This is a genomic window from Candidatus Pelagibacter sp. HIMB1623, assembly GCF_052047695.1.
Taxonomy (GTDB): Bacteria; Pseudomonadota; Alphaproteobacteria; order Pelagibacterales; family Pelagibacteraceae; genus Pelagibacter.
In genome coordinates this window covers 275,922-297,784 of record NZ_JBNAJN010000013.1, presented here as the reverse complement: position 1 = coordinate 297,784, position 21,863 = coordinate 275,922, and the positions used below count along the sequence as shown (strand labels likewise).

At 31.9% G+C, this 21,863-nt stretch carries 22 protein-coding genes; 2 read left to right on the top strand and 20 right to left on the bottom strand.

What is annotated here, in order from left to right; all coding sequences use genetic code 11:
- Positions 1-2 precede the first annotated feature (2 nt).
- The 9 genes from ACTTBN_RS06035 to ffh are packed head-to-tail and all read right to left on the bottom strand — an operon-like array spanning position 3 to position 9,818.
- Positions 3-1,619 carry an acyl-CoA synthetase gene (locus tag ACTTBN_RS06035; RefSeq protein WP_262589904.1) on the bottom strand — a complete coding sequence of 539 codons (1,617 nt, stop codon included), beginning with the start codon at positions 1,617-1,619 and terminating at the stop codon, positions 3-5.
- Between the two features lie 2 nt (positions 1,620-1,621).
- Positions 1,622-3,385 (bottom strand): acyl-CoA dehydrogenase family protein, encoded by a 1,764-nt coding sequence (locus ACTTBN_RS06030; RefSeq protein WP_440681506.1) that lies wholly within the window; start codon positions 3,383-3,385, stop codon positions 1,622-1,624.
- 26 nt (positions 3,386-3,411) lie between these two features.
- Positions 3,412-4,518, bottom strand: a complete 1,107-nt coding sequence (gene leuB, locus ACTTBN_RS06025) for a 3-isopropylmalate dehydrogenase (protein ID WP_262589906.1) — start codon at positions 4,516-4,518, stop codon at positions 3,412-3,414.
- Complete coding sequence (gene leuD / locus ACTTBN_RS06020; RefSeq protein WP_262589907.1) at positions 4,511-5,116, bottom strand: 3-isopropylmalate dehydratase small subunit; 606 nt, start codon at positions 5,114-5,116, stop codon at positions 4,511-4,513. The genes leuB and leuD overlap by 8 nt, the downstream gene beginning before the upstream one ends.
- Complete coding sequence (gene leuC / locus ACTTBN_RS06015; RefSeq protein ID WP_440681505.1) at positions 5,117-6,520, bottom strand: 3-isopropylmalate dehydratase large subunit; 1,404 nt, start codon at positions 6,518-6,520, stop codon at positions 5,117-5,119.
- Positions 6,521-6,531: 11 nt separating this feature from the next.
- Positions 6,532-7,068 (bottom strand): 50S ribosomal protein L19, encoded by a 537-nt coding sequence (gene rplS / locus ACTTBN_RS06010; protein ID WP_440681504.1) that lies wholly within the window; start codon positions 7,066-7,068, stop codon positions 6,532-6,534.
- 16 nt (positions 7,069-7,084) lie between these two features.
- Positions 7,085-7,771, bottom strand: a complete 687-nt coding sequence (trmD, locus tag ACTTBN_RS06005; protein WP_440681503.1) for a tRNA (guanosine(37)-N1)-methyltransferase TrmD — start codon at positions 7,769-7,771, stop codon at positions 7,085-7,087.
- Positions 7,772-7,785: 14 nt separating this feature from the next.
- Entirely contained in the window at positions 7,786-8,442 is a 657-nt protein-coding gene (gene rpsP / locus ACTTBN_RS06000) for a 30S ribosomal protein S16 (protein ID WP_440681502.1), read from the bottom strand.
- A 17-nt stretch (positions 8,443-8,459) separates the two neighbouring features.
- Positions 8,460-9,818 (bottom strand): signal recognition particle protein, encoded by a 1,359-nt coding sequence (gene ffh, locus ACTTBN_RS05995; protein ID WP_262589911.1) that lies wholly within the window; start codon positions 9,816-9,818, stop codon positions 8,460-8,462.
- Positions 9,819-9,984: 166 nt separating this feature from the next.
- Here ffh and dapF point away from each other — a divergent pair, with 166 nt between their 5' ends.
- Both dapF and ftsY read left to right on the top strand, forming a co-directional pair.
- Positions 9,985-10,809, top strand: a complete 825-nt coding sequence (gene dapF / locus ACTTBN_RS05990; RefSeq protein ID WP_440681501.1) for a diaminopimelate epimerase — start codon at positions 9,985-9,987, stop codon at positions 10,807-10,809.
- Positions 10,809-11,726 (top strand): signal recognition particle-docking protein FtsY, encoded by a 918-nt coding sequence (ftsY, locus tag ACTTBN_RS05985; RefSeq protein WP_428078914.1) that lies wholly within the window; start codon positions 10,809-10,811, stop codon positions 11,724-11,726. The genes dapF and ftsY overlap by 1 nt, the downstream gene beginning before the upstream one ends.
- Here ftsY and ACTTBN_RS05980 read toward each other — a convergent pair.
- From ACTTBN_RS05980 to ACTTBN_RS05930, 11 genes are all read right to left on the bottom strand, one after another.
- A complete protein-coding gene (locus ACTTBN_RS05980; RefSeq protein WP_440613676.1) occupies positions 11,719-12,282 on the bottom strand; it encodes a hypothetical protein in 564 nt (187 codons plus the stop codon). The two genes, ftsY and ACTTBN_RS05980, sit on opposite strands and share 8 nt — an antisense overlap.
- A gap of 49 nt (positions 12,283-12,331) precedes the next feature.
- A complete protein-coding gene (locus ACTTBN_RS05975; protein WP_440681500.1) occupies positions 12,332-13,150 on the bottom strand; it encodes an alpha/beta hydrolase in 819 nt (272 codons plus the stop codon).
- Positions 13,134-14,039 carry a DMT family transporter gene (locus ACTTBN_RS05970; RefSeq protein WP_440681499.1) on the bottom strand — a complete coding sequence of 302 codons (906 nt, stop codon included), beginning with the start codon at positions 14,037-14,039 and terminating at the stop codon, positions 13,134-13,136. Before ACTTBN_RS05970 ends, ACTTBN_RS05975 begins: the two co-directional genes overlap by 17 nt.
- Before the next feature lie 17 nt (positions 14,040-14,056).
- Positions 14,057-14,233, bottom strand: a complete 177-nt coding sequence (locus ACTTBN_RS05965) for a hypothetical protein (protein ID WP_440681498.1) — start codon at positions 14,231-14,233, stop codon at positions 14,057-14,059.
- Positions 14,234-15,562, bottom strand: coding sequence for an amidase (locus ACTTBN_RS05960; RefSeq protein ID WP_440681497.1), 1,329 nt, complete (start codon positions 15,560-15,562; stop codon positions 14,234-14,236).
- Between the two features lie 6 nt (positions 15,563-15,568).
- Positions 15,569-16,930, bottom strand: coding sequence for a TRAP transporter large permease (locus ACTTBN_RS05955; RefSeq protein ID WP_440681496.1), 1,362 nt, complete (start codon positions 16,928-16,930; stop codon positions 15,569-15,571).
- The gene (locus ACTTBN_RS05950; protein ID WP_262589920.1) at positions 16,920-17,504 is read right to left on the bottom strand and encodes a TRAP transporter small permease subunit; all 585 of its coding nucleotides are present in this window, start codon (positions 17,502-17,504) and stop codon (positions 16,920-16,922) included. Before ACTTBN_RS05950 ends, ACTTBN_RS05955 begins: the two co-directional genes overlap by 11 nt.
- Before the next feature lie 76 nt (positions 17,505-17,580).
- Positions 17,581-18,741, bottom strand: coding sequence for a TRAP transporter substrate-binding protein (locus ACTTBN_RS05945; protein WP_262589921.1), 1,161 nt, complete (start codon positions 18,739-18,741; stop codon positions 17,581-17,583).
- Between the two features lie 125 nt (positions 18,742-18,866).
- A complete protein-coding gene (locus tag ACTTBN_RS05940; RefSeq protein ID WP_440635399.1) occupies positions 18,867-19,940 on the bottom strand; it encodes an ABC transporter ATP-binding protein in 1,074 nt (357 codons plus the stop codon).
- On the bottom strand, positions 19,933-21,012 hold the full coding sequence (locus ACTTBN_RS05935) for an ABC transporter ATP-binding protein (protein WP_440681495.1): 1,080 nt from the start codon (positions 21,010-21,012) through the stop codon (positions 19,933-19,935). Before ACTTBN_RS05935 ends, ACTTBN_RS05940 begins: the two co-directional genes overlap by 8 nt.
- The gene (locus ACTTBN_RS05930; protein WP_440681494.1) at positions 21,012-21,860 is read right to left on the bottom strand and encodes a carbohydrate ABC transporter permease; all 849 of its coding nucleotides are present in this window, start codon (positions 21,858-21,860) and stop codon (positions 21,012-21,014) included. Before ACTTBN_RS05930 ends, ACTTBN_RS05935 begins: the two co-directional genes overlap by 1 nt.
- Between the last annotated feature and the right edge of the window lie 3 nt (positions 21,861-21,863).

Sequence of the window (21,863 nt, the reverse complement as noted above, 5' to 3'; positions counted from 1 at the left end):
TCCTAAACTTTTTTTCTCAGTTCAAACTTCTGTATTTTTCCAGTTGATGTCTTAGGTAGTTCACAAAAAACGACCTTTTTGGGGACTTTAAATCCAGCCAAAGTTTCTTTACAAAAATCAATTAATTCTTTTTCAGTAACAGGCTTATCTTGAACCATCTCGATGAAAGCACAAGGTACTTCTCCCCATTTTTCATCTGGTTTAGCAACTACTGCTGCTATTGAAACTGAAGGATGTTTAGATAAGGTATTTTCAATTTCTATTGATGAAATATTTTCTCCCCCTGAGATAATAATATCCTTAGATCTATCTTGAATTTTCACATATCCATCAGGAAACATAACTGCCAAGTCACCACTGTGAAACCATCCATCTTTCATAGCTTTGTCGGTAGCTTCTTTATCTTTAAAGTAACCTTTCATTACTACGTTTCCTCTAATCATGATCTCACCGATAGTTTTTCCGTCTTTAGGAACTTCTTTCATCGTTTCTGGATCTAAAACTGTTACTCCTTCTGTATTGGGATACCTTACTCCTTGTCTTGCCTTAATCTCATTTTGTTTATCTTCATCTAAATCATTCCATCCATCATTCCATGCACATTGTGTAACATGACCGTAGGTTTCTGTAAGGCCGTAAACATGCATAACTTCAAATCCAAGAGATTTCATTTTTTTAAAAATAATACTTGGAGGAGGTGCTCCAGCAGTTAAGACATAAACTTTATGCTTTAATTTTTTTCTATCACTTTCGGGAGCTCCCGTTATCATATTTAAAACTATTGGTGCTCCTCCAAAATGAGTAATGTCATATTTATCAATAAGCTCAAAAATTTTCTTAACATCAATATTTCTTAAACAAATTGTCCTTCCATTTAACATTGGAACTGTCCATGGATAGCACCATCCATTACAATGAAACATTGGAACAACTGTTAAAAAGTTTAAACGATTAGGCATGTTCCAAGCAACAGTGCTTCCCGTAGACATTAAGTAGGCACCTCTATGATGGTAAACAACACCTTTGGGGTTGCCAGTTGTACCTGAAGTATAACTTAAAGATATTGCCTGCCATTCATCATCAGGCATTTTCCAATCAAAATTCTCATCTCCAGTATTTAAAAAACTTTCGTATTCTAAATCTCCAATTTTTTCCAATTTCGATTGATCAGCATGTTTGTCGTTAATATCTATAACAGTGATTTTTTTATTTAAATTTTTTAAAGCTTTTTTTACTTCTACATGTAATTGTCTATCTACAACCAATACCTTCGCATCACTGTGATTTAAAATATAATTAATTGTATTAGCATCTAATCTTATATTTATTGTATTTAAAACAGCTCCTGTCATTGGAACTGAGTAGTGTGCCTCAAAAATTTCAGGAGTATTAAAAGCTAAAAAAGATACTGTATCTCCTTTTTGAATACCAATTTTAGAAAGTGCACTGGCAAATTTTACTGCTCTTTTATAAACTTCATTCCAAGTATAGCTTCTATCCTCATAAACTATAGCCTCATAATCAGGATAAACATCTTTGGCTCTTTGTAAAAATGTTAGTGGTGTTAATGGAACATAATTTGCATTATTTCTATCCAGATTAATATCGTAATGATTCATTATTAATTAAATTTAAATTTCATTATATTTGAGCTACCTGAAACTGCAGATTTATAATGATATTCTGCTCTTGGTAATACTTTTTCAAAATAGAATGTAGCTGTATTAATTTTATCTATATAAAAATCTTTATTTGAATCTAAATCTCTAAAACTTACCTGTAAAATTTTTATCCACGAATATCCTAATGAAACATAACCGAGTGTTTTTAAATAATCGTTCGCTGCAGAACTTGCATCATCTTTTTCTGTTGTTGTTTTATCTTTAATCCAGACAGTAAATTTAGATAATACATCTATATAGTGGTTAAGTTCTTTTAAAAAAGGTTTTACTTTCTCATTTTCACTTTCACATTCAGTTTTAATCATATCTAAAAATTTATTTATTATATCTCCATTTTTATTTGATAATTTCCTAAACACTAGATCGGCAGCTTGAACAGAATTTGTGCCCTCGTAAATTGGAGTTATTCTATTATCACGGTATAGTTGCTCAATTCCTTGATCTTTAGTAAATCCATAGCCTCCATGAATTTGCATTGCATCGCTCGTAATCTCCATGGCTAAATCAGTAAATAATGATTTTACTACTGGTGTCATCAAAGAAACATAATCAGAAGCTTCCTTTTTAATTTTTTCATCTTGATGATGAAGGCTAACTTCAGTTTGTTGTGACAGCCAAAAACATAAAGCTCTTTCACCTTCAATAATTGACTTCATATTTAACAAAGATCTTCTTATGTCAGCATGTTCAATAATAAAATCAGCACCATTCGTAGACTTTGAGTTATGTGTTTTACCCTGTTTTCTTTCCTTGGCATATGAAAGTGAATTTTGATAAGCTATTTCGGATATTCCTAATCCTTGTATTCCAACGACAATTCTTTCTAAGTTCATCATTGTAAACATCTGGTTAAGTCCCTTATTTTTTGAACCTATCATGTATCCTGTTGCTTCATCAAAATTTAAAACACATGTTGCAGAGCCTTTGATGCCCATTTTATGCTCCACAGAACCAGTGTACACTCCGTTTCTAGGGCCTAGAGATCTATCTTCTTTCAAAAGGAACTTTGGTACAAGGAACAAACTTATCCCTTTTGTCCCTGCAGGAGAGTCAGTCGCTCTAGCTATTACTAAATGTATAATATTTTCTGTAAGATCATGATCTCCTGAGGTAATAAAAATCTTTTGACCACTAATTTTATAAGTACCATCCTTTTGCTCTACAGCTTTAGTTTTTAACATACCCAAATCAGTTCCACATACTGGTTCCGTTAAACACATTGTGCCACTCCATTTACCCTCAACCATTTTTGGAAGGTATATATCTTTCATTTCATCAGTTGCATGACGTAAAAGACAATTATAAGCGCCTATAGTTAATTCACTATAAAGCTTAAACGCTAGTGAGGTTGAAGACATCATTTCATCAAAAAAAGCACTCACTGTTTTGGGCATTCCTTGTCCTCCATATTTTGGATCACAAGACAATGATATCCATCCATCTTCAATATATTTCTGATAAGCTTCTTTATATCCTGGTGGAGTTCTAACAACTCCATTTTCTAAAACTGCTGGATTTTCATCACCTGCTTTAGCAAGTGGTAAAATTAAATTTTGATTAATTTTAGCTGCTTCTTCTAAAATATCTTTTACCAAATCTGATGTGACTTCATTATATCTTTCAAGTTCATTATAATTTTTGTTATCTCTTAATTTTTCATAGAGAAACATCATATCTTTGACAGGTGCAGAATAATTTGGCATTTGAAAAGCTTAGAATACTTAGAGATTTATTGCAATTTTGAAATTATCGCATCACCCATTTGCGAAGTAGATACTTCTTTCATCCCCTCAGAAAGGATATCTTTTGTTCTTAGTCCATCATTTAATACAGCTTGTACCGCATTTTCTAATGCATCAGCCTCATTATCAAGATCTAAAGAATATCTTAAAGCCATTGCAAAACTTAATACTGTTGCGATTGGATTTGCTAGCCCTTTTCCTGCAATATCAGGAGCTGAACCATGTATGGGTTCATACATTGCTCTCATTTCACCATCTTTATTTTTTGCACCTAAGGATGCTGAAGGTAATAACCCTAGAGATCCTGTTAGCATTGAAGCTTGATCTGAAAGCATATCACCAAATAAATTATCAGTAACAATTACATCAAACTGTTTTGGATTTCTAAGTAATTGCATTGCACAGTTATCTGCAAGCATATGACTTAGCTCAACATCTTTGTATTCTTTTTCATGAAGTTCCTGAACTTCTTCTTTCCATAGTTGTCCAGCTTCCATAACATTAGATTTCTCACAAGATGTAACTTTATTTGATCTTTTTCTAGCAAGATCAAATGCAACTCTTGCAACTCTAGTAATTTCACTAGTGGTATAAGTGTGAGTATTTATTCCTTTTCTTTCACCATTTTCTATTGGTTTAATACCTCTTGGTTCACCAAAATAAATTCCACCTGTTAATTCTCTTACAATCATTATATCTAAACCCGAAACTACTTCTGGTTTAAGTGTTGATGCACCAACTAACTGTTCAAAACATATGGCAGGTCTCAAATTTGCAAATAATTTTAATTCTTTTCTTAATTTTAATAAAGCTCTCTCCGGTTTTTTTGAAAACTCAATATTATCCCACTTAGGTCCTCCAACTGCACCAAGCATAACAACTTCACTCTCTAAAGCTTTATAAAAAACTTCATCTGTTATAGGTGTACCGTGTTTATCGTAAGAACATCCACCCGCAAGATCTTCATCTATTTCAAAGTCTAAAGATTTTTTATCATTGAACCAATTAATTATTTTTCTAACTTCTCCAATTACCTCAGGTCCAATACCATCACCTGGTAATAATAGAATTTTTCTTTTTTTTACTTTAATCATTAAAAACCCAAGGTTTTTTATCTTTTAACTGATTTTCAAAATTTTGAATTTTATCAGATTTTTTTAAAGAAAGAGCAATGTCATCTAATCCTTCTAACAAACATTTTTTCTTAAATGGATCTATTTCAAATTTAATTTCATTGTTTCCGTAAATAATTTTTTGATCATTTAAGTCTACAGAAATTTCTTCTTTTCTATTTGCATATTCAGAAAGTTCTTTTATTTTTTCTTCTTCAAGAATTATTGGTAAAATTCCATTTTTAAAACAATTACTATAAAAAATATCAGCATAACTTGAACTAATTACACAAGTAATTCCAAAATCTAACAATGCCCATGGAGCATGCTCTCTTGATGAACCACATCCAAAATTGTTTCCTGCAATTAAAATTTTTGAGTTATTAAATGGTTCCTGATTTAATACAAAATCATTAATTTCTTTTCCATTATCGTCATATCTCATTTCAAAAAACAAATTTTTTCCAAGTCCCGTTCTTTTTATTGTTTTTAAAAATTGCTTAGGAATAATCATATCTGTATCAATATTTACGATTGGTAAATAAGCTGGAATACTTTTTAGTGTATTAAATTTTTGCATTTAATTTTGATACTTTCTTACGTCATCTAAATTACCAGAGATTGCAGCTGCAGCTGCCATCCCAGGGCTTACTAAATGCGTTCTGCCACCTCTTCCCTGTCTTCCTTCAAAGTTTCTGTTTGAAGTAGATGCACATCTTTCTTCTGGTTTTAATTTATCTGCATTCATTGCTAAACACATAGAACAGCCTGGCTCTCTCCATTCAAACCCTGAATTTACAAAGATTTTATCTAAACCTTCTTGCTCAGCTTGTTCTTTAACCAATCCTGACCCAGGAACTACAATGGCATTTACATGAGATGATATTTTTTTATCCTTTAAGATTTTGGCAGCTTCTCTTAAATCTTCAATTCTTCCATTTGTACAGCTTCCAATAAATACTTTATCTATCTTAATATCAGTTGCTGCCATATCAGGTGTTAATCCCATATATTTTAGTGCTCTTTCAATTGAGTTCTTTTTATCCTCATCTTTTTCATTTTGAGGATTAGGTACTTTTCCATCAATTGTAATTACATCTTGAGGTGAAGTCCCCCAAGTAATCATCGGTAAAATCTCATTTGCATTAAGATTTATTTCTTTGTCAAAAGTTGCATCAGCATCTGTTTTTAAACTATTCCAATATACCAATGCCTTTTCCCAATTTTCTCCTTTTGGAGACATGGGTTTACCTTTTAAATATTCAAATATTTTTTCATCTGGAGCAATTAATCCAGCTCTTGCACCACCCTCAATGGTCATATTGCAAATAGTCATTCTCTGTTCAACACTTAAAGATCTTATTAAATCTCCAGCATACTCAACTACACAACCTGTTCCACCTGCAGTACCAATCCTTCCAATGATTTGAAGTATTACATCTTTAGATGTTACTCCTAATGGTAGTGTTCCATTAACATTAATTCTAAAATTTTTTGCTTTCTTTTGAACGAGTGTTTGCGTTGCTAAAACATGTTCAACTTCAGATGTTCCAATACCAAAAGCTAATGAGCCAAAAGCACCATGTGTTGCCGTATGACTATCTCCACACACAATAACTGTTCCTGGTTGAGTAAAGCCTTGTTCTGGTCCAATAATATGAACAATTCCTTGTCGTTTATCATCCATACCAAAAAGCTGCACACCAAATTCCTTACAATTTGACTCTAATGTATCAACTTGTAATTTCGATTCCTGGTCTGATATCCCTTTAGTTCTATCTGTTGTTGGAACATTATGATCAGCAACAGCTAAAGTAAAATTAGGATGACGAACTTTTCTATTTGAATTTCTTAAACCTTCAAACGCTTGTGGACTAGTAACTTCATGAATTAAGTGTCTATCGACAAACAATAAAGCTGTTCCATCTTCTTGCTGATCTACTAGATGATCATTCCAAATTTTATCGTAAAGAGTAGTGGACATTGAAAAAAAAATTATTTTTTTTCTGAAGTACTTTCTGTTGATTGTTCAGCAGTAGCTTCTTCTTTTGGAACTTCTGTTGCTGGAGCTGCTTCTACTTTAAGAGCCTCTTCTTTTGGAGCTTCTGTCGGTGGAGCTACATTTTCTTCAGTAACTGTTTCAGGTTTTGCATCAACATCAATACCAATTTTTTTTCTGATTTTTTCTGCAATCCTTGCTGATTTACCTGTTCTATCTCTTAGATAGTATAATTTTGCTCTTCTTACTTTTCCTGATCTAATAACTTTAATTGAGTCAATTAGAGTTCCATAAAGTGGAAATGTTCTTTCAACACCTTCACCAAAAGAAATTTTTCTAACTGTGAAAGACGAGTTTAAATCTCTGCTTTTTTTTGCAATACAAACGCCTTCAAAATATTGAATTCTCTCTTTTTTTCCCTCTGTAATTCTAACACCTACTTTAACTACATCTCCAGGGTAGAATTCAGGTATCTTTTTTTCTGAAAGTATTTTTTTAACGTTATGTTGATTTATCTCTTCAATTGTTTTCATAGTTATATTTATCAAATTAATTCTTCTTATATTTTTCCCATAAATCTGGTCTTCGGACGCGTGTTATAGCCTCAGATTGAGATAAACGCCAGTGTTTAATTTTACTGTGATCTCCTGACAAAAGTACTTCTGGAACCGCTTTTTCCTCCCAAATTTGAGGTTTTGTGAACTGAGGATACTCTAATAATCCATTTTCAAAACTTTCGTTTACCGTAGAATTCTCATTTCCCAGAACACCGGGTAAAAGTCTCAAAATACTATCAATCACCACAAATGCTGCTGACTCTCCTCCTGATAAAATAAAGTCTCCAATACTAACTTCTTCTATATTTCTCGTGCTTAACACTCTTTCATCAACTCCTTCGAAGTGTCCACAAATTATCGAAACCGATTTTTCCTTTGATAGTTCTTTGGCATAATTTTGATCAAATTTTTTTCCTCTTGGAGATAAATATATTATTTTTTCTCCCTCATTTTTATTTTGATCTAATGATTTTGCTAATACATCAGCTTTCATCAACATACCTGAACCACCTCCATAAGGAGTATCATCTACAGTTTTGTGTTTATCATCAGCAGCATCTCTAATGTTTACTACTTTTAAATTCCAAATATTTTTAGACATTGCTTTTCCATATAGACCTTTAGACAAAGGACCAGGAAAAATATCTGGATAAAGTGTAAACACTTGAGCTTGCCACATATACTTTCCTCAGTTTATTTTTTTTCCTCAGCTGGAGCTTCTTCTTTAGGAGCTTCTGCTGCTGGAGCTGCTTCTTCTTTAGGAGCTTCTGCTGCTGGAGCTGCTTCTGCTGCTGGAGCTGCCTCTGCTGCTGGAGCTGCTTCTGCTTTAGGAGCTTCTTCCTTTGGAGCTTCTGCTGCTGGAGCTGCTTCTGCTGCTGGAGCTGCTTCTGCTTTAGGAGCTTCTTCCTTTGGAGCTTCTGCTGCTGGAGCTGCTTCTGCTGCTGGTGCTGCTTCTGCTTTAGGAGCTTCTTCCTTTGGAGCTTCTGCTGCTGGAGCTGCTTCTGCTGCTGGTGCTTTAGGAGCTTCTGCACCATCTTCCTCTTTTTTATTTCTTTCTTTTTTAGGAACAGCTTTATTTGGATTATTTCCAGCTGCTGGCATAGGGATTAAATCATTTTCACCTAAAATTCTTGCAACTCTTGTTGTTGGTTTAGCGCCTTGACCTAGCCAATATTTAATTCTTTCAGCTTCAAGACCTACTCTTTCTTTTTTATCTTTAGGAAGTAGTGGGTTAAAAAAACCAACTTTTTCTATAAATCTTCCATCTCTTGGGAAACGACTGTCAGCTACAACAACTTTGTAAACTGGTCTCTTTTTAGAGCCGCCCCTTGATAATCTAAGTTTTAACATTTGTTCTCCTTATTTTATTATTTTAGTTTATTAAATAGCTCTGGTGGTATCCCTTGATCAGACATACCTTTCAGATTTCCTTTTGACATCTTTTTCATCATTTCAGACATCATTTTAAATTGCTTAAGCAATTTATTGATAGTGGCTGGATCTGTGCCAGAGCCATTAGCAATTCTTTTTTTTCTTGAACCATCAATTACTTTTGGATTCTCTCTCTCTTTTTTTGTCATTGATAAAATGATAGCTTCGTTTTTTGTTATAATACTTTCGTCAATCCCTGCTGAATCCATTTGAGATTTAATTTTAGATACTCCGGGCATAAAAGACATGATCCCCTCAATGCCTCCCATTTTTTTCATTTGTCTTAATTGAGAAAGGTAATCTTCCATAGAGAATTGACCCTTTTTTAAATTTTCTTCAGCTTTTTTAATGTTCTCTTCACCTAAATCTTGTGCAGCTTTTTCTACAAGGGAAACAATGTCTCCCATTCCTAAAATTCTATTTGCTATTCTATCTGGATGAAATACCTCAAAATTCTCTATTTTTTCCCCTATACCCAAAAATTTTATAGGAACATTTGATACATATTTCATACTCACGGCAGCTCCACCTCTCGCATCACCGTCAGCTCTAGTTAAGATTATTCCAGATAAGTTAACTGTATTTTTGAATTCTTTTGCAACTGAAGCAGCAACTTGACCTGTAAGGGAGTCCGCTACAAGAAAAGTTTCTGCTGGATTAATAATGCTCTCAATTTGTTTGATCTCGCTCATCATTTGTAAATCAATTTGAGTTCTCCCAGCTGTATCAAACAAAATTATATCTGCTCCATTTAGATTTGCTGCACTCATGGCTCTTTGGCAAATATCAGTTGGTTGTTGACCTTCAATAATTGGAAGTGTCAAAATATTATTCTGTTCACCTAAAGATCTAAGCTGTTCTTGTGCTGCTGGCCTATAAATATCCAAACTGACCATCATCACTTTTTTCTTTTTGTTATCTTCTAAATATTTAGCTAATTTTGCAGTAGAAGTTGTCTTACCCGAACCCTGCAAACCAACCATCATCATAGGAACTGGTGGTACAGCATTTAAATTTATATCTGCATTGCTAGAACCTAATAAGTTTACTAGCTCATCGTAGACAATTTTTACAACCATGTCTCCAGGAGAAGTTGATCTTATGATTTCTTGTCCTAAAGCTTTAGGTTTTACGTTTTCAACAAATTCTTTTGCAACATCTAAAGAAACATCTGCCTCAAGCAATGCTTGCCTAATACTTCTCAAGCCCTCATCTACCTGAGCTTCATTCAGAGAGGGTGCTTTTTTTAAAGAAGAAAAAATTTCTTCAAATTTATTTGTTAAGTTTTCAAACATATATTTTTTTGTTACGCATAGCAGTAACGCACTAGTGGGCGAACTCTCGCTGACTAGTGTCGATCTCTTTGTTTCCAAAGACACCGCAAAGTTAATGTTTTTGCGGAAACGGCAACAACCTATAATAGAGGTTCAAAAAGTCAATAAATAAGTTAAATATCTAATTATGAATATTAAAGCATTTAAAATGGACGGTTTAGGCAATGATTTTGTAATTATTGATAATAGAGAAAAAGTTACAAATCTTACGAAAGACCAAATAATTAAAATTTGTGACAGAAACTTTATAGGATGCGACCAACTTATATTAATTAATAAAGACCAAAATTACGATGCTTCAATAAAATTTTTTAACTCTGATGGTGGGGTTTCTGGTGCATGTGGAAATGGCACAAGGTGTGTGGCTGAGCTATTAGGAAAAGAAAAAAATAAAGACACAATTATATTAACAACTTTATCTGGCCATTTAAAATCTCATATTTTAGGAGAAAAATTAGTATCTACTGAAATTGGTTTGGGCAGAACTAAATGGAATGAAATTCCATTATCTGAAGAATTAGAAACTAAAAACTTAAATATTAAAATTGTTGATTCAAGTAATAATGAATTTTTTGGAGGAACGGCTGTTAATGTGGGAAATCCTCATATAATTTTTTTTGTAAAAGACAACGAACAATTCGAAATAGAAAAAATTGGCCCAGAAATAGAAAACCACAAACTGTTTCCAGAAAAATGTAATGTCACAATAGCTACAATAATAAATAAAGAGTTAATAAAGGTAAAAGTTTGGGAAAGAGGAGCTGGTTTGACAAAAGCATGTGGAACTGCAGCTTGTGCTACTGCCTTTGCTGCTAAGCAGGCAGGACTTGCTAGCGATAAAGTTAACATCGAATTTTCTACTGGAAGATTGACGATATCTATAGATGAAAAAAATAGTATCCACATGAAAGGTCCTGTTTCTGATATAAAAGAAATCGATATAGAAATTTAATGGGTATTTTCGAAAAATTTAAATCAGGATTTAAAAAAAGTGCTTCAGCTTTTACATCGGGCCTAAGAGATATAGTTGTCAAAAAAGAAATTGATGACAAAACTTTAGACAGAATTGAAGATTATTTAATTCAATCAGATGTTGGGGTAGCTTCTGCCTCAGAAATTAGAGAAATAATCTCAAAAACAAAAATAGATCCAAACAAAGATTTAACTGCTGAGATAAATAATATTCTTAAAGACTATATTATCTCAGTTATGAAACCTCTAGAAAATAACGAATTTTTTAAAAATAAAGAAAAACTTAATGCCATTTTAGTTTCTGGAGTTAACGGCGTTGGTAAAACAACAACTATTGGTAAAATTAGTAAAATATTAAAAGAAAATGGAAATAAAGTTATGTTGGCAGCATCAGATACATTTAGAGCTGCTGCTATAGAGCAATTAGAAAATTGGGCAAAAAAAATTAATGTTGAAATTACAAAATCTTCACAAGGATCTGATCCTGCATCTGTAGCCTATAAGGCAATAGAAACTTCTATATCAAACAATTTTAATCAAGTTTTAATTGATACTGCTGGAAGACTGCAAAATAAAAAAAACCTAATGGAAGAATATAAAAAAATAGCAAACGTTACAAAAAAAATAGATGAAAGTGCACCTCATGATGTGATTTTAGTTTTAGATGCAACTTCAGGTCAAAACGTTTTAAATCAAGTTGAAGAATTTAATAAAATTATCCCAATTACAGGCTTAGTAATGACAAAATTAGATGGAACAGCTAAGGGGGGAATACTTCTGGCTGTAGCTAAAAAGTATAAAATACCAATTATTGCACTTGGTTTAGGTGAAAAGGAAGATGATCTGCAAATTTTTGAAGCTGAAAAATTTGCTGATGCGTTTACACAAATTACTTAATTAAATTACTAGATATTAAAGGTTTATAGAAACTACATCTATAATTATCCTTAAATTTGTAGTGTCCGCAGTCCTTTGCAATAGAGGAAATAATGAAATCAAACTTTCCATTAGTTGGATATAGATCTAATTTCTTTTCAACAATATCGTATTTGAAATTTACTTTTAAACTTTTAACAGCACTAATCATTACCAATGTTTTGTTATCCTTTAATAGATAATAAGCAAAATCATCTGGAAAAACTGGAAAATTATATTCCTTCAAAAAATTTTTTGCTTTTCTTGGAAACCATTCATAAGAAATCAATGGTGATGATACTTCTGTTTTATAATCATATATATAGAGATCTTTAGGGTAATCATTGATGTAATTACTTACTTCACCTTTTGCTAATATAGCCTTTTCTCTTGGTTTAAAATACAAAGCAAAATTTTCATCATGCGAGTTCATTTGATCAATAAAAAATAAATTTTCAATTGAAGACAAATTTTCTTTAGAAAAAGAAGTTCCTGAAATAAGAAAAGTCAAAAAAATATAAATGAATAATTTCTTCATGGTTAGAAATTAATTTGAATTTTTGGAATAAAATTGTTTTGATTGTGGCTTAATTTAAACTTTTTATAAATGAACCTAGTTGGAAAACCATATTATTATCAAATTCCATCATATGATCGTCATGTTTGGTAAAATAAGAGGACTTTGGATCATTTGCTAAATCAAACATCTTCTTTCCCATAGAAAAAGGAACAATTTGATCTTTTTCGCCATGCATAACTAAAACTGGAATATTAATATTTTTTATTTTTTCATCATTTTTATATTTATCTTTCAATATTAGAGAGACAGGAATGTATGGATAAAAATTCTTAGCTGCAGCAATCATTGAAGTGAAAGGTGTTTCTAAAATTAAACCAGCATATTTTTTATTTTGAGAAACCTCAGTTGCAATTCCTGTGCCAAGTGACTCTCCATAAATGATTAAATCACTGTCACTCAAACCTTTATTTTTAAGCCAGTTAATTGCGCTTTTTCCATCCTCATATAAAGCATTTTCAGATGGTTTTCCTAAATTTCCACTAAATCCACGCCAAGCGATAATTAAAAAATTTACATCCATATTTTTAAAATGATTTAATTTATGAATTCTATTTTCTAGGCTTCCTGCATTTCCATGAAAATAAACAACAGTCTTAAATTTTTTCAAATCTTTTTTATGAAACCATCCTAAAAGGCTAATGTTATCTGCTGTTTGAATTTGAACTTTTTCTATTTCTACTTCTATTTTATCTCCTGAATAATTATTTTCTTGGGGATGATACATTAGATTTCTTTGAAATATAAAAAGATAAGCTAGTAAAATAAAATATATAACTAAGATCCAAAATACAATTTGCAAAATTAATTTCCTAGGTTTTGGTATCATAATTTTTCTTTGCTAAGTAAACTCCAACAAAAACAAGTGCGGTACCAATATAATGAAATGTTTCTAAATTTTCATCAAACAATATAAATCCATAAATTGCTGCATAGATAGTAAATACATACAAAGTAAAACCAGTAAGTGAAGCTCCTAAGCTTTCTTGAGCTTTTGTATATAAAGTAAATGCTATAATTCCTGGTGAAACGGCTGCAAATATAGTCCACAATAAAAAATCAGAATTAAATATAGTTTGTTCAAAATAAATTTCTTCTACCAAATAAAATGGAAATAAACTTACTGCACCAAAAAAAGATATCATAGAAAATCTAGTAAAAATCGATAATTGAGATTTCCAGTAAAATAAATAAATCGAATATAAGGCCCAGCCAATCGCAGCTGCCAACATCCATAAATCTCCAATAGTGAAATTTAAATTTAAAAGTAAATTTAAATCTCCTTTAATAATAATTGCTAAAACTCCAACTAAACATGAAATCAAACCAATAATTTTTAATAAATTAATTTTCTCTTTAAAAAATATTGCAGAAATCATAATTATAAAAATAGGAGATGAGGTATAAATAATTCCCATATTTGTAACAGTTGTCGTTTTACCCGCTAAAAAAGGAAAAGCCCCACAAACTCCACATCCCATTGCTCCTAGAAAAAATAATTTTGAGTATTCATTTTTAATAACTTTGAAATTTTTTTTTAATGATGAATATGTGAAAGGTAAGAGAATTAAAAATACAAACGTCCACCTCCAAAAAGCTAATGAAATTGGGGGCACAAACTCAACACCACCTCTAGCAACAATTAAATTAGATGCCATAAATATTGGTTGAATAAATAAAAGAGATAAAGCTAATAAATTTTTATTTTGATTAGACAATTGTATATTAAGAAAAATTATTTTTTATCGAAAAACGCTTCGTAAACCATCATAAAAATTGCTCCACCCATCAAAATATAAACAGGAAGAACATCAAAAAATCCAATCATAGATGATCTAGTCAACGTTGTTGCAAGTCCTATTAAAAAAGCAATTGCAAGAAGAGAACCTAAAAATGTTGTAAATTTTTGCATTTAATTATTACATTCCTTTTCTAACCAATTAGCAACACCTAAAAATCTTTGATCATCATATTTTGCACCAATTAATTGTACACCTAAAGGTAAATTGTTTTCACCTTGAAGTATAGGTAATGATATACAAGGTGTACCTAAATAAGACCAGACCTTGTTAAATTCTGCTGTTCCTGTGCTTTTTAAACCTTTCAGTGCTACTCCGGGACTAGATGGAGATAAAACTCCATGATAATCCTCAAAAACTTCCTTATAAGATTCATAACTTCTTTTCATAAAATCTATAGCTTCTGCATATTCTTTTGCAGAATGTTTGTTACCTTTTGAAATTGCATCTTGCATATACTTAGATAATTTTTTCTTATATTTTTTATAATAGAGTGAAAAATTATTAGCTAAATCTGTCTCATGAATTATTTGATGGTATTTATGAATATCTTTAAAGTACGAAGGTGTATCAAAAACTTCGATATTATTTTTGAATGATTTTATAAAGTATTCAAATGCTTCTCTTGATTTTTTTCCAAGAAGCTTCCAATGATCAGTTTTGTAAAAAATAAATTTAGGATCAAACAAAGGTCCTTTTTTTGTTTCTGCTAACATTTCATCACTAGAGTAATGAACTGTTGCTGTATCATAATTATCTTTTTTGATTAAAATTTTAGCAAGGAGAGCAACATCTTCTACCGATCTTCCAAAAACACCAATGTGATCTAATTTTTCAGAGGTTTTTAGAACACCATTTCTACTAATCAAACCATAACTAGGCTTATAACCAACAACTCCACAATAAGATGCAGGTCTTATAACTGAACCTCCTGTTTGTGATCCAATTGCAAGCGGAGCCATAAAAGAAGCTACTGCTGCTGCAGATCCACTAGATGATCCACCTGGGGTTCTAGAATAATCATGAGGATTTGTAGTTTTTGAAGGACCTAAAAATGCCAATTCCGATGTTGCTGTTTTACCCATTATAATTGCTCCAGCAGATATTAATAGATCAACTATTTCAGCATTTTGAGAATATGATTTCCCTTTTCTTATTGATGTTCCACATTCTGTAGGCATATCAACAGTTCCAACAATATCTTTTACCGCAACTGGTATTCCATGAAGTGGGCCGAGTGGTTTACCTGATTTCCTATGTTCATCAGCCTCTGATGCCTTTTCTAGTAAAAGTTTTTTATCTAAATGCGCCCATGCTTTTACGTCTTTTTCAAATTTATTTACTCTGTCTATATAAATTTTACATAACTCTACTGATGTAATTTGTGCTTCTTTAATTTTTACAGCAAGTTCTTCAACTTTTAATGAAAAAACATCTGTCATTTTCTTTTATTGTGCAAATAAAATTTCCGGTAACCAAAGCGCTATTCCTGGGAACATATACATTAAAAACATCGCAAATATTACAATTGCTAAAAATGGCATTATTCCTCTGAATATATCCATAAGTTCAACATTAGATTTTTGAACTCCTTTTAAATAATAAGCCGACATAGCCATGGGTGGGGTTAAAAATGATGTTTGTAAATTTAAAGCAATTAACATTGCAAAGAAATATGGATTAACACCAAATACTTCTAACAAGGGTAAAAATATTGGAACAAAAATAATCAAAATTTCAGTCCATTCTAAAGGCCATCCTAGAAGAAAAATAATTATTTGAGTGATAATTAAAAACTGCCAAGTCGTAATATTTATAGAAGTAAAGAAGTGTTCAAAAACCTCGTGTCCCCCCAAATAAGAAAACACCGATGAAAAAGTCCAGGAACCAATAAACAACCACATGATCATTGCAGTTGTTTTAGCTGTTAAAAAAACAGACTCTTTAAAGTTTTGCCATTTAAGTGTTTTATAAAACCAAGATAAAAGTATTGCCCCAAAAGCTCCTGCTGCAGCTGCTTCTGCTGGAGTTGCAATACCTGCCAAAATAGTACCTAATACAAGCATAATTAAACCAAACAGTGGAACAAAAGAAACCAAAACTTCTTTTAAAATTTCACCAGTTGGTGGAATATCTTCTTTTGGAGGTCTAGGTGCAATAGATGGATTTAACCACGCTCTAAATACTGCATATGCAATGTAAAGACCTGCTAAAAGTAGACCTGGAAATATCGCTGCTGCAAAAAGTCTTAATGGTGATAGTTGGGCTATTACTGAATAAACAATAAGCATAATACTCGGTGGAATTAAAATTCCTAAACATCCACCAGCGCAAATAATTCCTGACGCAAATTTTTTATCATAACCTGCTTTAACCATTGCAGGCCATGCTAACAGTCCCATCAAAGTTACAACAGCACCAATAATTCCTGTAGCTGTCGAAAATAATGTACAAGTAATTAGTGCAGCTACCGCCATTGAAGCTGGAAGTCTATGTGCGGCCAATCTAATCGCAAAAAATAGTTTAGCTACGATCCCTGCTCTTTCAACTAGATATCCCATGAATAAAAATAAAGGCACAGCCGTAAGAACGTTGTTGTCCATAACAGTATAAGTATTTTGAACAAACAATTGGAATATACGATTATCGAAAATGTGCTCCATCATTGTTGCATCGTAATAAGCAAAATATCCAAAGCCTATTCCCATAGCCATTAAAGTGAAAGCAATCGGGAAACCTAAAAGAACTGCAAACAAAAACATACCCATCATTAAAATTGCAATTTCTGGATTTGTTAAACTAAATAACATTTTTTTTGTCCTCTTCTTGAGCTGTTCTCATTAAAACTTGTTCTGTTTCTTCAGCAACGACCATTCGTGCTGGCCATTGTCCTGTTTGAATACATATAATAGATCTAAATACTTCACTGATGCCTTGAATAATTAATAAAACACCTGCAGCTGGTATCATCGATTTAACCATATAAATTTGGATTTGAGCTGGACTACTCCAACTAGTCTCTTTTATTTTCCAAGCAAGCGCAGCATATTCATATCCATAAAAAGCTAACGCGATCACACCTGGAAAAAAGAAAATAAAGTATAAAACTAAATCAATCCAAGCCTGAGTTTTTTGACTAAATAATCTGTAAATAACGTCACCTCTAACATGTGATTCTGTAGCTAAACAATATGCGCCTGACATCATTAAAATTGCACCATACATCTGCATACTAAAATCAAAGTTCCAAAGTGTAGGTGAATTAAAAACATAAGCCATAACTACTTCATAAACAGTTCCTCCCATTAAAACTACTATGCACCAAGAAAAAGCTTTCCCCATTGATGTGCTGAGAGTATCTGCAAATTGTATAAATGACTTCATATCAAAGAAATATATTAAAATACGTGTAAAAAAAAGGGGGTTTTTAAACCCCCTTTTAAATTTATTTTAAAGTTAATTAGATTTTAACTTTTTCGATTGGACCAAACTCATTTTCATAAGCTAATTTGTAGTTCGGTTGATTCATCAACAGATACTTCATAGTTCTCTTAGCGTATGCTTTTTGTGAGTCTACTACTTTTTTGAAGAAAGCATCTTTAGCAGAAAACTCTCCTACAACTTTATCCCAACCTTTTAATTGTTCTGCTAGGATAGCATCAGACGTTTGGTAAACATTAACCTTATGCTCATTCATCAACTTAGCAAGGTCAGTTGAATATCTAACCAATGCTTTAAAGTAGTTATCTGAGTTTGCAGCATAAGCAGCATTTCTCAAGATAGCTTGATGTTCAGGTGAAAGGCTGTTTAGTCTCTTAGTGTTCATAGGAATTTCAAACATTTCCTGAGATTGGTGGAAACTTCCTAAGTGATAGTGTTTAGAGACGTCTTGCATTCCAAACTGTGAGTCTGATGTTGGGTTGTTAAACTCAGCAGCATCAATCAAACCAGTTTTCATTGCTGGTTGGATTTCACCACCTGGTAACTGTCTTACAACCATTCCCATAGCAGTTAAAACGTTAGTCGCTAGACCAACAGTTCTATACTTCATACCTTTAACATCAGATACTTTAGTTACGTTCTTTTTGAACCAACCAAAAGGCTGTGCAGGCATTGGCATATGGAAGAAACCTGTGTAATTAAATCCTACACTTTTTACAGCTTCTTCATATAATGCTCTTCCTCCACCATACTCCATCCATCCCATAACTTCTTGAGATGACATTCCATATGAAGGACCTGTTCCAAAAAGAGATGCAGCAGGGTTTTTTCCGTACCAGTATGCTGTCACCCAGTGACCCATATCTACTACTCCGGAACTAACTGCTTGACCAATTTCAGAAGTTTTTACAACTGCTCCAACTGGTTGCACATCAATTTTTAATTTACCACCTGACATGTCACTAACCATTTTCGCATAGTCTGAAGCCATTTCGAAAAATATGTTAGCACCTGATGGCCAAGCAGCTTGCATTTTTAAAGTAACGTGACCGTCACCTAAAGCAATGTTTGGCATAGCCACTGCTGCTGCTGTTGCTGCACCAGTTGCTGCCGCTGCTTTGAAGAACTTTCTTCTTGAAGGAGTTTTAGAACTCTTCAAAGATTTCTTATTCTTAATCATTTATTCTCCTCTAGTTAATTAACTTGGCGAGCACTAAAACATATTTTTACATTAGAGTCTTTCTAAAAAGTGACCTAGAATGGGTTAAATAGGATTTTTTTACAATTATAAGTAGAATTTAAAACTTAAATTAATTTATTATTTTCGTAAATACAGCACTTTTCAGCTGGTATATGAAGTTTGATTTTTTCACCTGAAATTTCAGTTTCTCTATTAACCTTAGACTTAATTTCAAAATTATCCATTCTTGCAGTAATCAATTTGTAATTTCCAAAATCTTCAACTTTTTGAACATTTACATCAACAAGATTTTCACTTTGATTTTTTGCAATTTTAATAAACTCAGATCTAATTCCTAATTTTATATTTTTACTTTTTAAATTAGACAAATTTGTATTCGTCTTAATTATTGTATTATTTATTTTAACAGTATTTTCTGAAGTTGCTTCACTATCAAATAAATTCATAGCAGGAGAACCAATAAAGTAACCAACAAAAGTTGTATTTGGTCTTTCAAATAATTCTTTAGGTGAACCTGTTTGTACAACTTCTCCTTCGCTCATCACAATTATATTATCTGCAAATGTCATGGCTTCGTTTTGATCATGTGTTACATAAACTAAAGTTGTTTTGTATTGTTCGTTTATTTCTTTTAGGTTTCTTCTCAATCTAAATTTTAAATCAGGATCAATAACAGTCAAAGGCTCATCCATTAAAACTGCAGCAACATCTTCTCGTACCAAACCTCTTCCTAAAGATATTAATTGTTTTTGATCTGCTGTTAATTTTCGTGCAGGAGAGTTTAAAAAAGATTTTAAATTTAAAGTTTCTGCAACAGAATTAACTCTTTCATCTATTTTAGCTTTTGAAAAATCTCTACACTTTAATGGAAAAGCAAGATTTTCAAAAACTGTCATGGTGTTATAAATTACTGGAAACTGAAAAACTTGAGCAATATTTCTTTCTTCTGTTTTTAAATCTGTAACATCTTTATCATCAAATAATATTTTTCCAGCTGATGGTCTTACTAATCCAGAAACAATATTTAACATCGTTGTTTTTCCACATCCAGAAGGACCTAAGATTGCATATCTATTTCCATTCTCCCAAGTCATCGAAAATGGATTTAATGCATAAACTGGATTTGGATCATTTGGATTGTAAGAATGTGAGATATTACTTAAATCAATTTTAGCCATTGCTTCCTCCAAATGGTGAGGATGCTAATTTACCATCAGCAGCAAAGGCATAAGCTCTATCTATTTTAAAATCTATTTTAATCTTGTCATGAATTTTAAAATTCAAAACCTCTTCTATAGAAATAATAATTTTTATAGTTCCTCTTTTTAAATGGAGTAAAGTTTCAGAACCACTAATTTCAGCAAGCTCAACTTCAAATTCATGACCATTTTCATTAAGTTCAATATCTGAAGATCTTAAACCAATCTTTAGTCCGCTATCTGTTAACTTTGATAGATGATTGGGCGCTTTTATTTCAATACCTTCAAATCTTATTTGCTCATTAGATATTTCTGCTTCAATAATATTCATAGGTGGGTCGTTAGAAATTTCAGCAACTTTTAAAGAACTTGGGTTCTCAAATATTTCTTTTGCTGGACCTACTTGTAGCACTTTGCCTTCATCTAGAACAATTACTTCTCCATTTAATTCCATGGTTTCTCTTGGGTCTGTAGTAGAATAAATTAAGATAGTTTCATCAGCTAAACCTTTTGAAAACAAACTCTTAAATTCCTCTCTAAGCTGTTCTCTCAATTTGTAATCTAAATTAACTAAAGGCTCATCTAGCAATAATATTTTAGCATTTTTAACTAATGATCTTGCTAAAGAGACACGTTGTTGCTGACCACCAGATAGCTCCTGAATTTTTCTGTTTTCATAGCCAACTAACCCAACTGATTTTAAAGATTCCATTACTTTATTTTTGATTTCTTCATTATCGATTTTTCTTTGTCTCAAAGGAAACGCAATATTTTCAAATACATTTAAATGAGGATAATTAATAAATTGTTGATAAACCATAGCTACATTTCTTTGCCAAACTGGAACCTTTAAAAAATCCTTACCATCAAATTCGATAGCACCACTGTCTGGAGTTAAAAGTCCAGCTATAGTTTTTAATAAAGTTGTTTTACCTGATAAAGTTCTTCCAAGAATTGTGTACAAATTCCCCTCTTTAAAATTAAAAGACACTTCGTTTAGGTGATACTCTTCACTTGGTTTATATGTTAAGTTGTTACCAATTAAATTCATTATTTAATTGCTCCTGATAGATTTCCTTTAGATAGATATCTCTCAACTATGAAGGCTACTATAATTAATGGTGCAACTGAAACCAGAGCAGATGCTGACAAACTCCACCATGGAGTAACAGATGAGTTCAGCGCAACAATTTTAACTGGCAATAACTGTACTTCTGTGAAAGTTAAAATGAACGCAAAGAAAAAATCTATCCATCCAAAAATAATACAAAACATACCAGCAACAATTAACCCTGGTATTGAATTAGGTAGCACCACTTTTAAGAAAGCTTGATAAGGATTACATCCATCAATCAAAGCTGTTTCATCAATTTCTCTTGGAACTTTATTAAAGAAATCAACCATAATCCAAACTGCAATAGGCATCAGTAAAACAATATAAACTACAATCAATCCTATGAGGCTATCTAATAAATTAATTGAACTTAAAAATAAGAAAAATGGAATTGATAAAACAATTGGTGGCATAATTCTTTGAGAAATAAAGAAAAATGTAATGTCATTATTTTTTACAAAGCCTGCTTTAAAGGCGTATCTGGATAAAGCATAAGCTGACAATGTGCCAAGAATTATACTAATTAAACTTGCAGTACAGGTTACAAATAAACTATTGAAATAAGGTTCTACTATATCAACTCCACCTTTAGCTGGAGATTTTATCAAAACTTTCCAACCCTCTAAATTAGGTTCAAAGTCTACCCATGGTATATACGTAACTCCACCATTTACAGATTGAAAATCTTTAAACGATGTAGTTAAGGCCCAAAGAAAAGGAGCAACAACAAAGACTGCCCAAAAGACAATAAAAAAATATTTTAAAAATGTATAAAGCTTGCTCATAAT

Excerpts from the sequence above, each read along its gene's own strand:
- ACTTBN_RS06035 (WP_262589904.1), bottom strand. The coding sequence starts at position 1,619 with ATGAATCATTACGATATTAATCTGGATAGAAATAATGCAAATTATGTT.
- ACTTBN_RS06030 (WP_440681506.1), bottom strand. The coding sequence starts at position 3,385 with ATGCCAAATTATTCTGCACCTGTCAAAGATATGATGTTTCTCTATGAA.
- leuB (WP_262589906.1), bottom strand. The coding sequence starts at position 4,518 with ATGATTAAAGTAAAAAAAAGAAAAATTCTATTATTACCAGGTGATGGT.
- leuD (WP_262589907.1), bottom strand. The coding sequence starts at position 5,116 with ATGCAAAAATTTAATACACTAAAAAGTATTCCAGCTTATTTACCAATC.
- leuC (WP_440681505.1), bottom strand. The coding sequence starts at position 6,520 with ATGTCCACTACTCTTTACGATAAAATTTGGAATGATCATCTAGTAGAT.
- rplS (WP_440681504.1), bottom strand. The coding sequence starts at position 7,068 with ATGAAAACAATTGAAGAGATAAATCAACATAACGTTAAAAAAATACTT.
- trmD (WP_440681503.1), bottom strand. The coding sequence starts at position 7,771 with ATGTGGCAAGCTCAAGTGTTTACACTTTATCCAGATATTTTTCCTGGT.
- rpsP (WP_440681502.1), bottom strand. The coding sequence starts at position 8,442 with ATGTTAAAACTTAGATTATCAAGGGGCGGCTCTAAAAAGAGACCAGTT.
- ffh (WP_262589911.1), bottom strand. The coding sequence starts at position 9,818 with ATGTTTGAAAACTTAACAAATAAATTTGAAGAAATTTTTTCTTCTTTA.
- dapF (WP_440681501.1), top strand. The coding sequence starts at position 9,985 with ATGAATATTAAAGCATTTAAAATGGACGGTTTAGGCAATGATTTTGTA.
- ftsY (WP_428078914.1), top strand. The coding sequence starts at position 10,809 with ATGGGTATTTTCGAAAAATTTAAATCAGGATTTAAAAAAAGTGCTTCA.
- ACTTBN_RS05980 (WP_440613676.1), bottom strand. The coding sequence starts at position 12,282 with ATGAAGAAATTATTCATTTATATTTTTTTGACTTTTCTTATTTCAGGA.
- ACTTBN_RS05975 (WP_440681500.1), bottom strand. The coding sequence starts at position 13,150 with ATGATACCAAAACCTAGGAAATTAATTTTGCAAATTGTATTTTGGATC.
- ACTTBN_RS05965 (WP_440681498.1), bottom strand. The coding sequence starts at position 14,233 with ATGCAAAAATTTACAACATTTTTAGGTTCTCTTCTTGCAATTGCTTTT.
- ACTTBN_RS05960 (WP_440681497.1), bottom strand. The coding sequence starts at position 15,562 with ATGACAGATGTTTTTTCATTAAAAGTTGAAGAACTTGCTGTAAAAATT.
- ACTTBN_RS05955 (WP_440681496.1), bottom strand. The coding sequence starts at position 16,930 with ATGTTATTTAGTTTAACAAATCCAGAAATTGCAATTTTAATGATGGGT.
- ACTTBN_RS05950 (WP_262589920.1), bottom strand. The coding sequence starts at position 17,504 with ATGAAGTCATTTATACAATTTGCAGATACTCTCAGCACATCAATGGGG.
- ACTTBN_RS05945 (WP_262589921.1), bottom strand. The coding sequence starts at position 18,741 with ATGATTAAGAATAAGAAATCTTTGAAGAGTTCTAAAACTCCTTCAAGA.
- ACTTBN_RS05940 (WP_440635399.1), bottom strand. The coding sequence starts at position 19,940 with ATGGCTAAAATTGATTTAAGTAATATCTCACATTCTTACAATCCAAAT.
- ACTTBN_RS05935 (WP_440681495.1), bottom strand. The coding sequence starts at position 21,012 with ATGAATTTAATTGGTAACAACTTAACATATAAACCAAGTGAAGAGTAT.
- ACTTBN_RS05930 (WP_440681494.1), bottom strand. The coding sequence starts at position 21,860 with ATGAGCAAGCTTTATACATTTTTAAAATATTTTTTTATTGTCTTTTGG.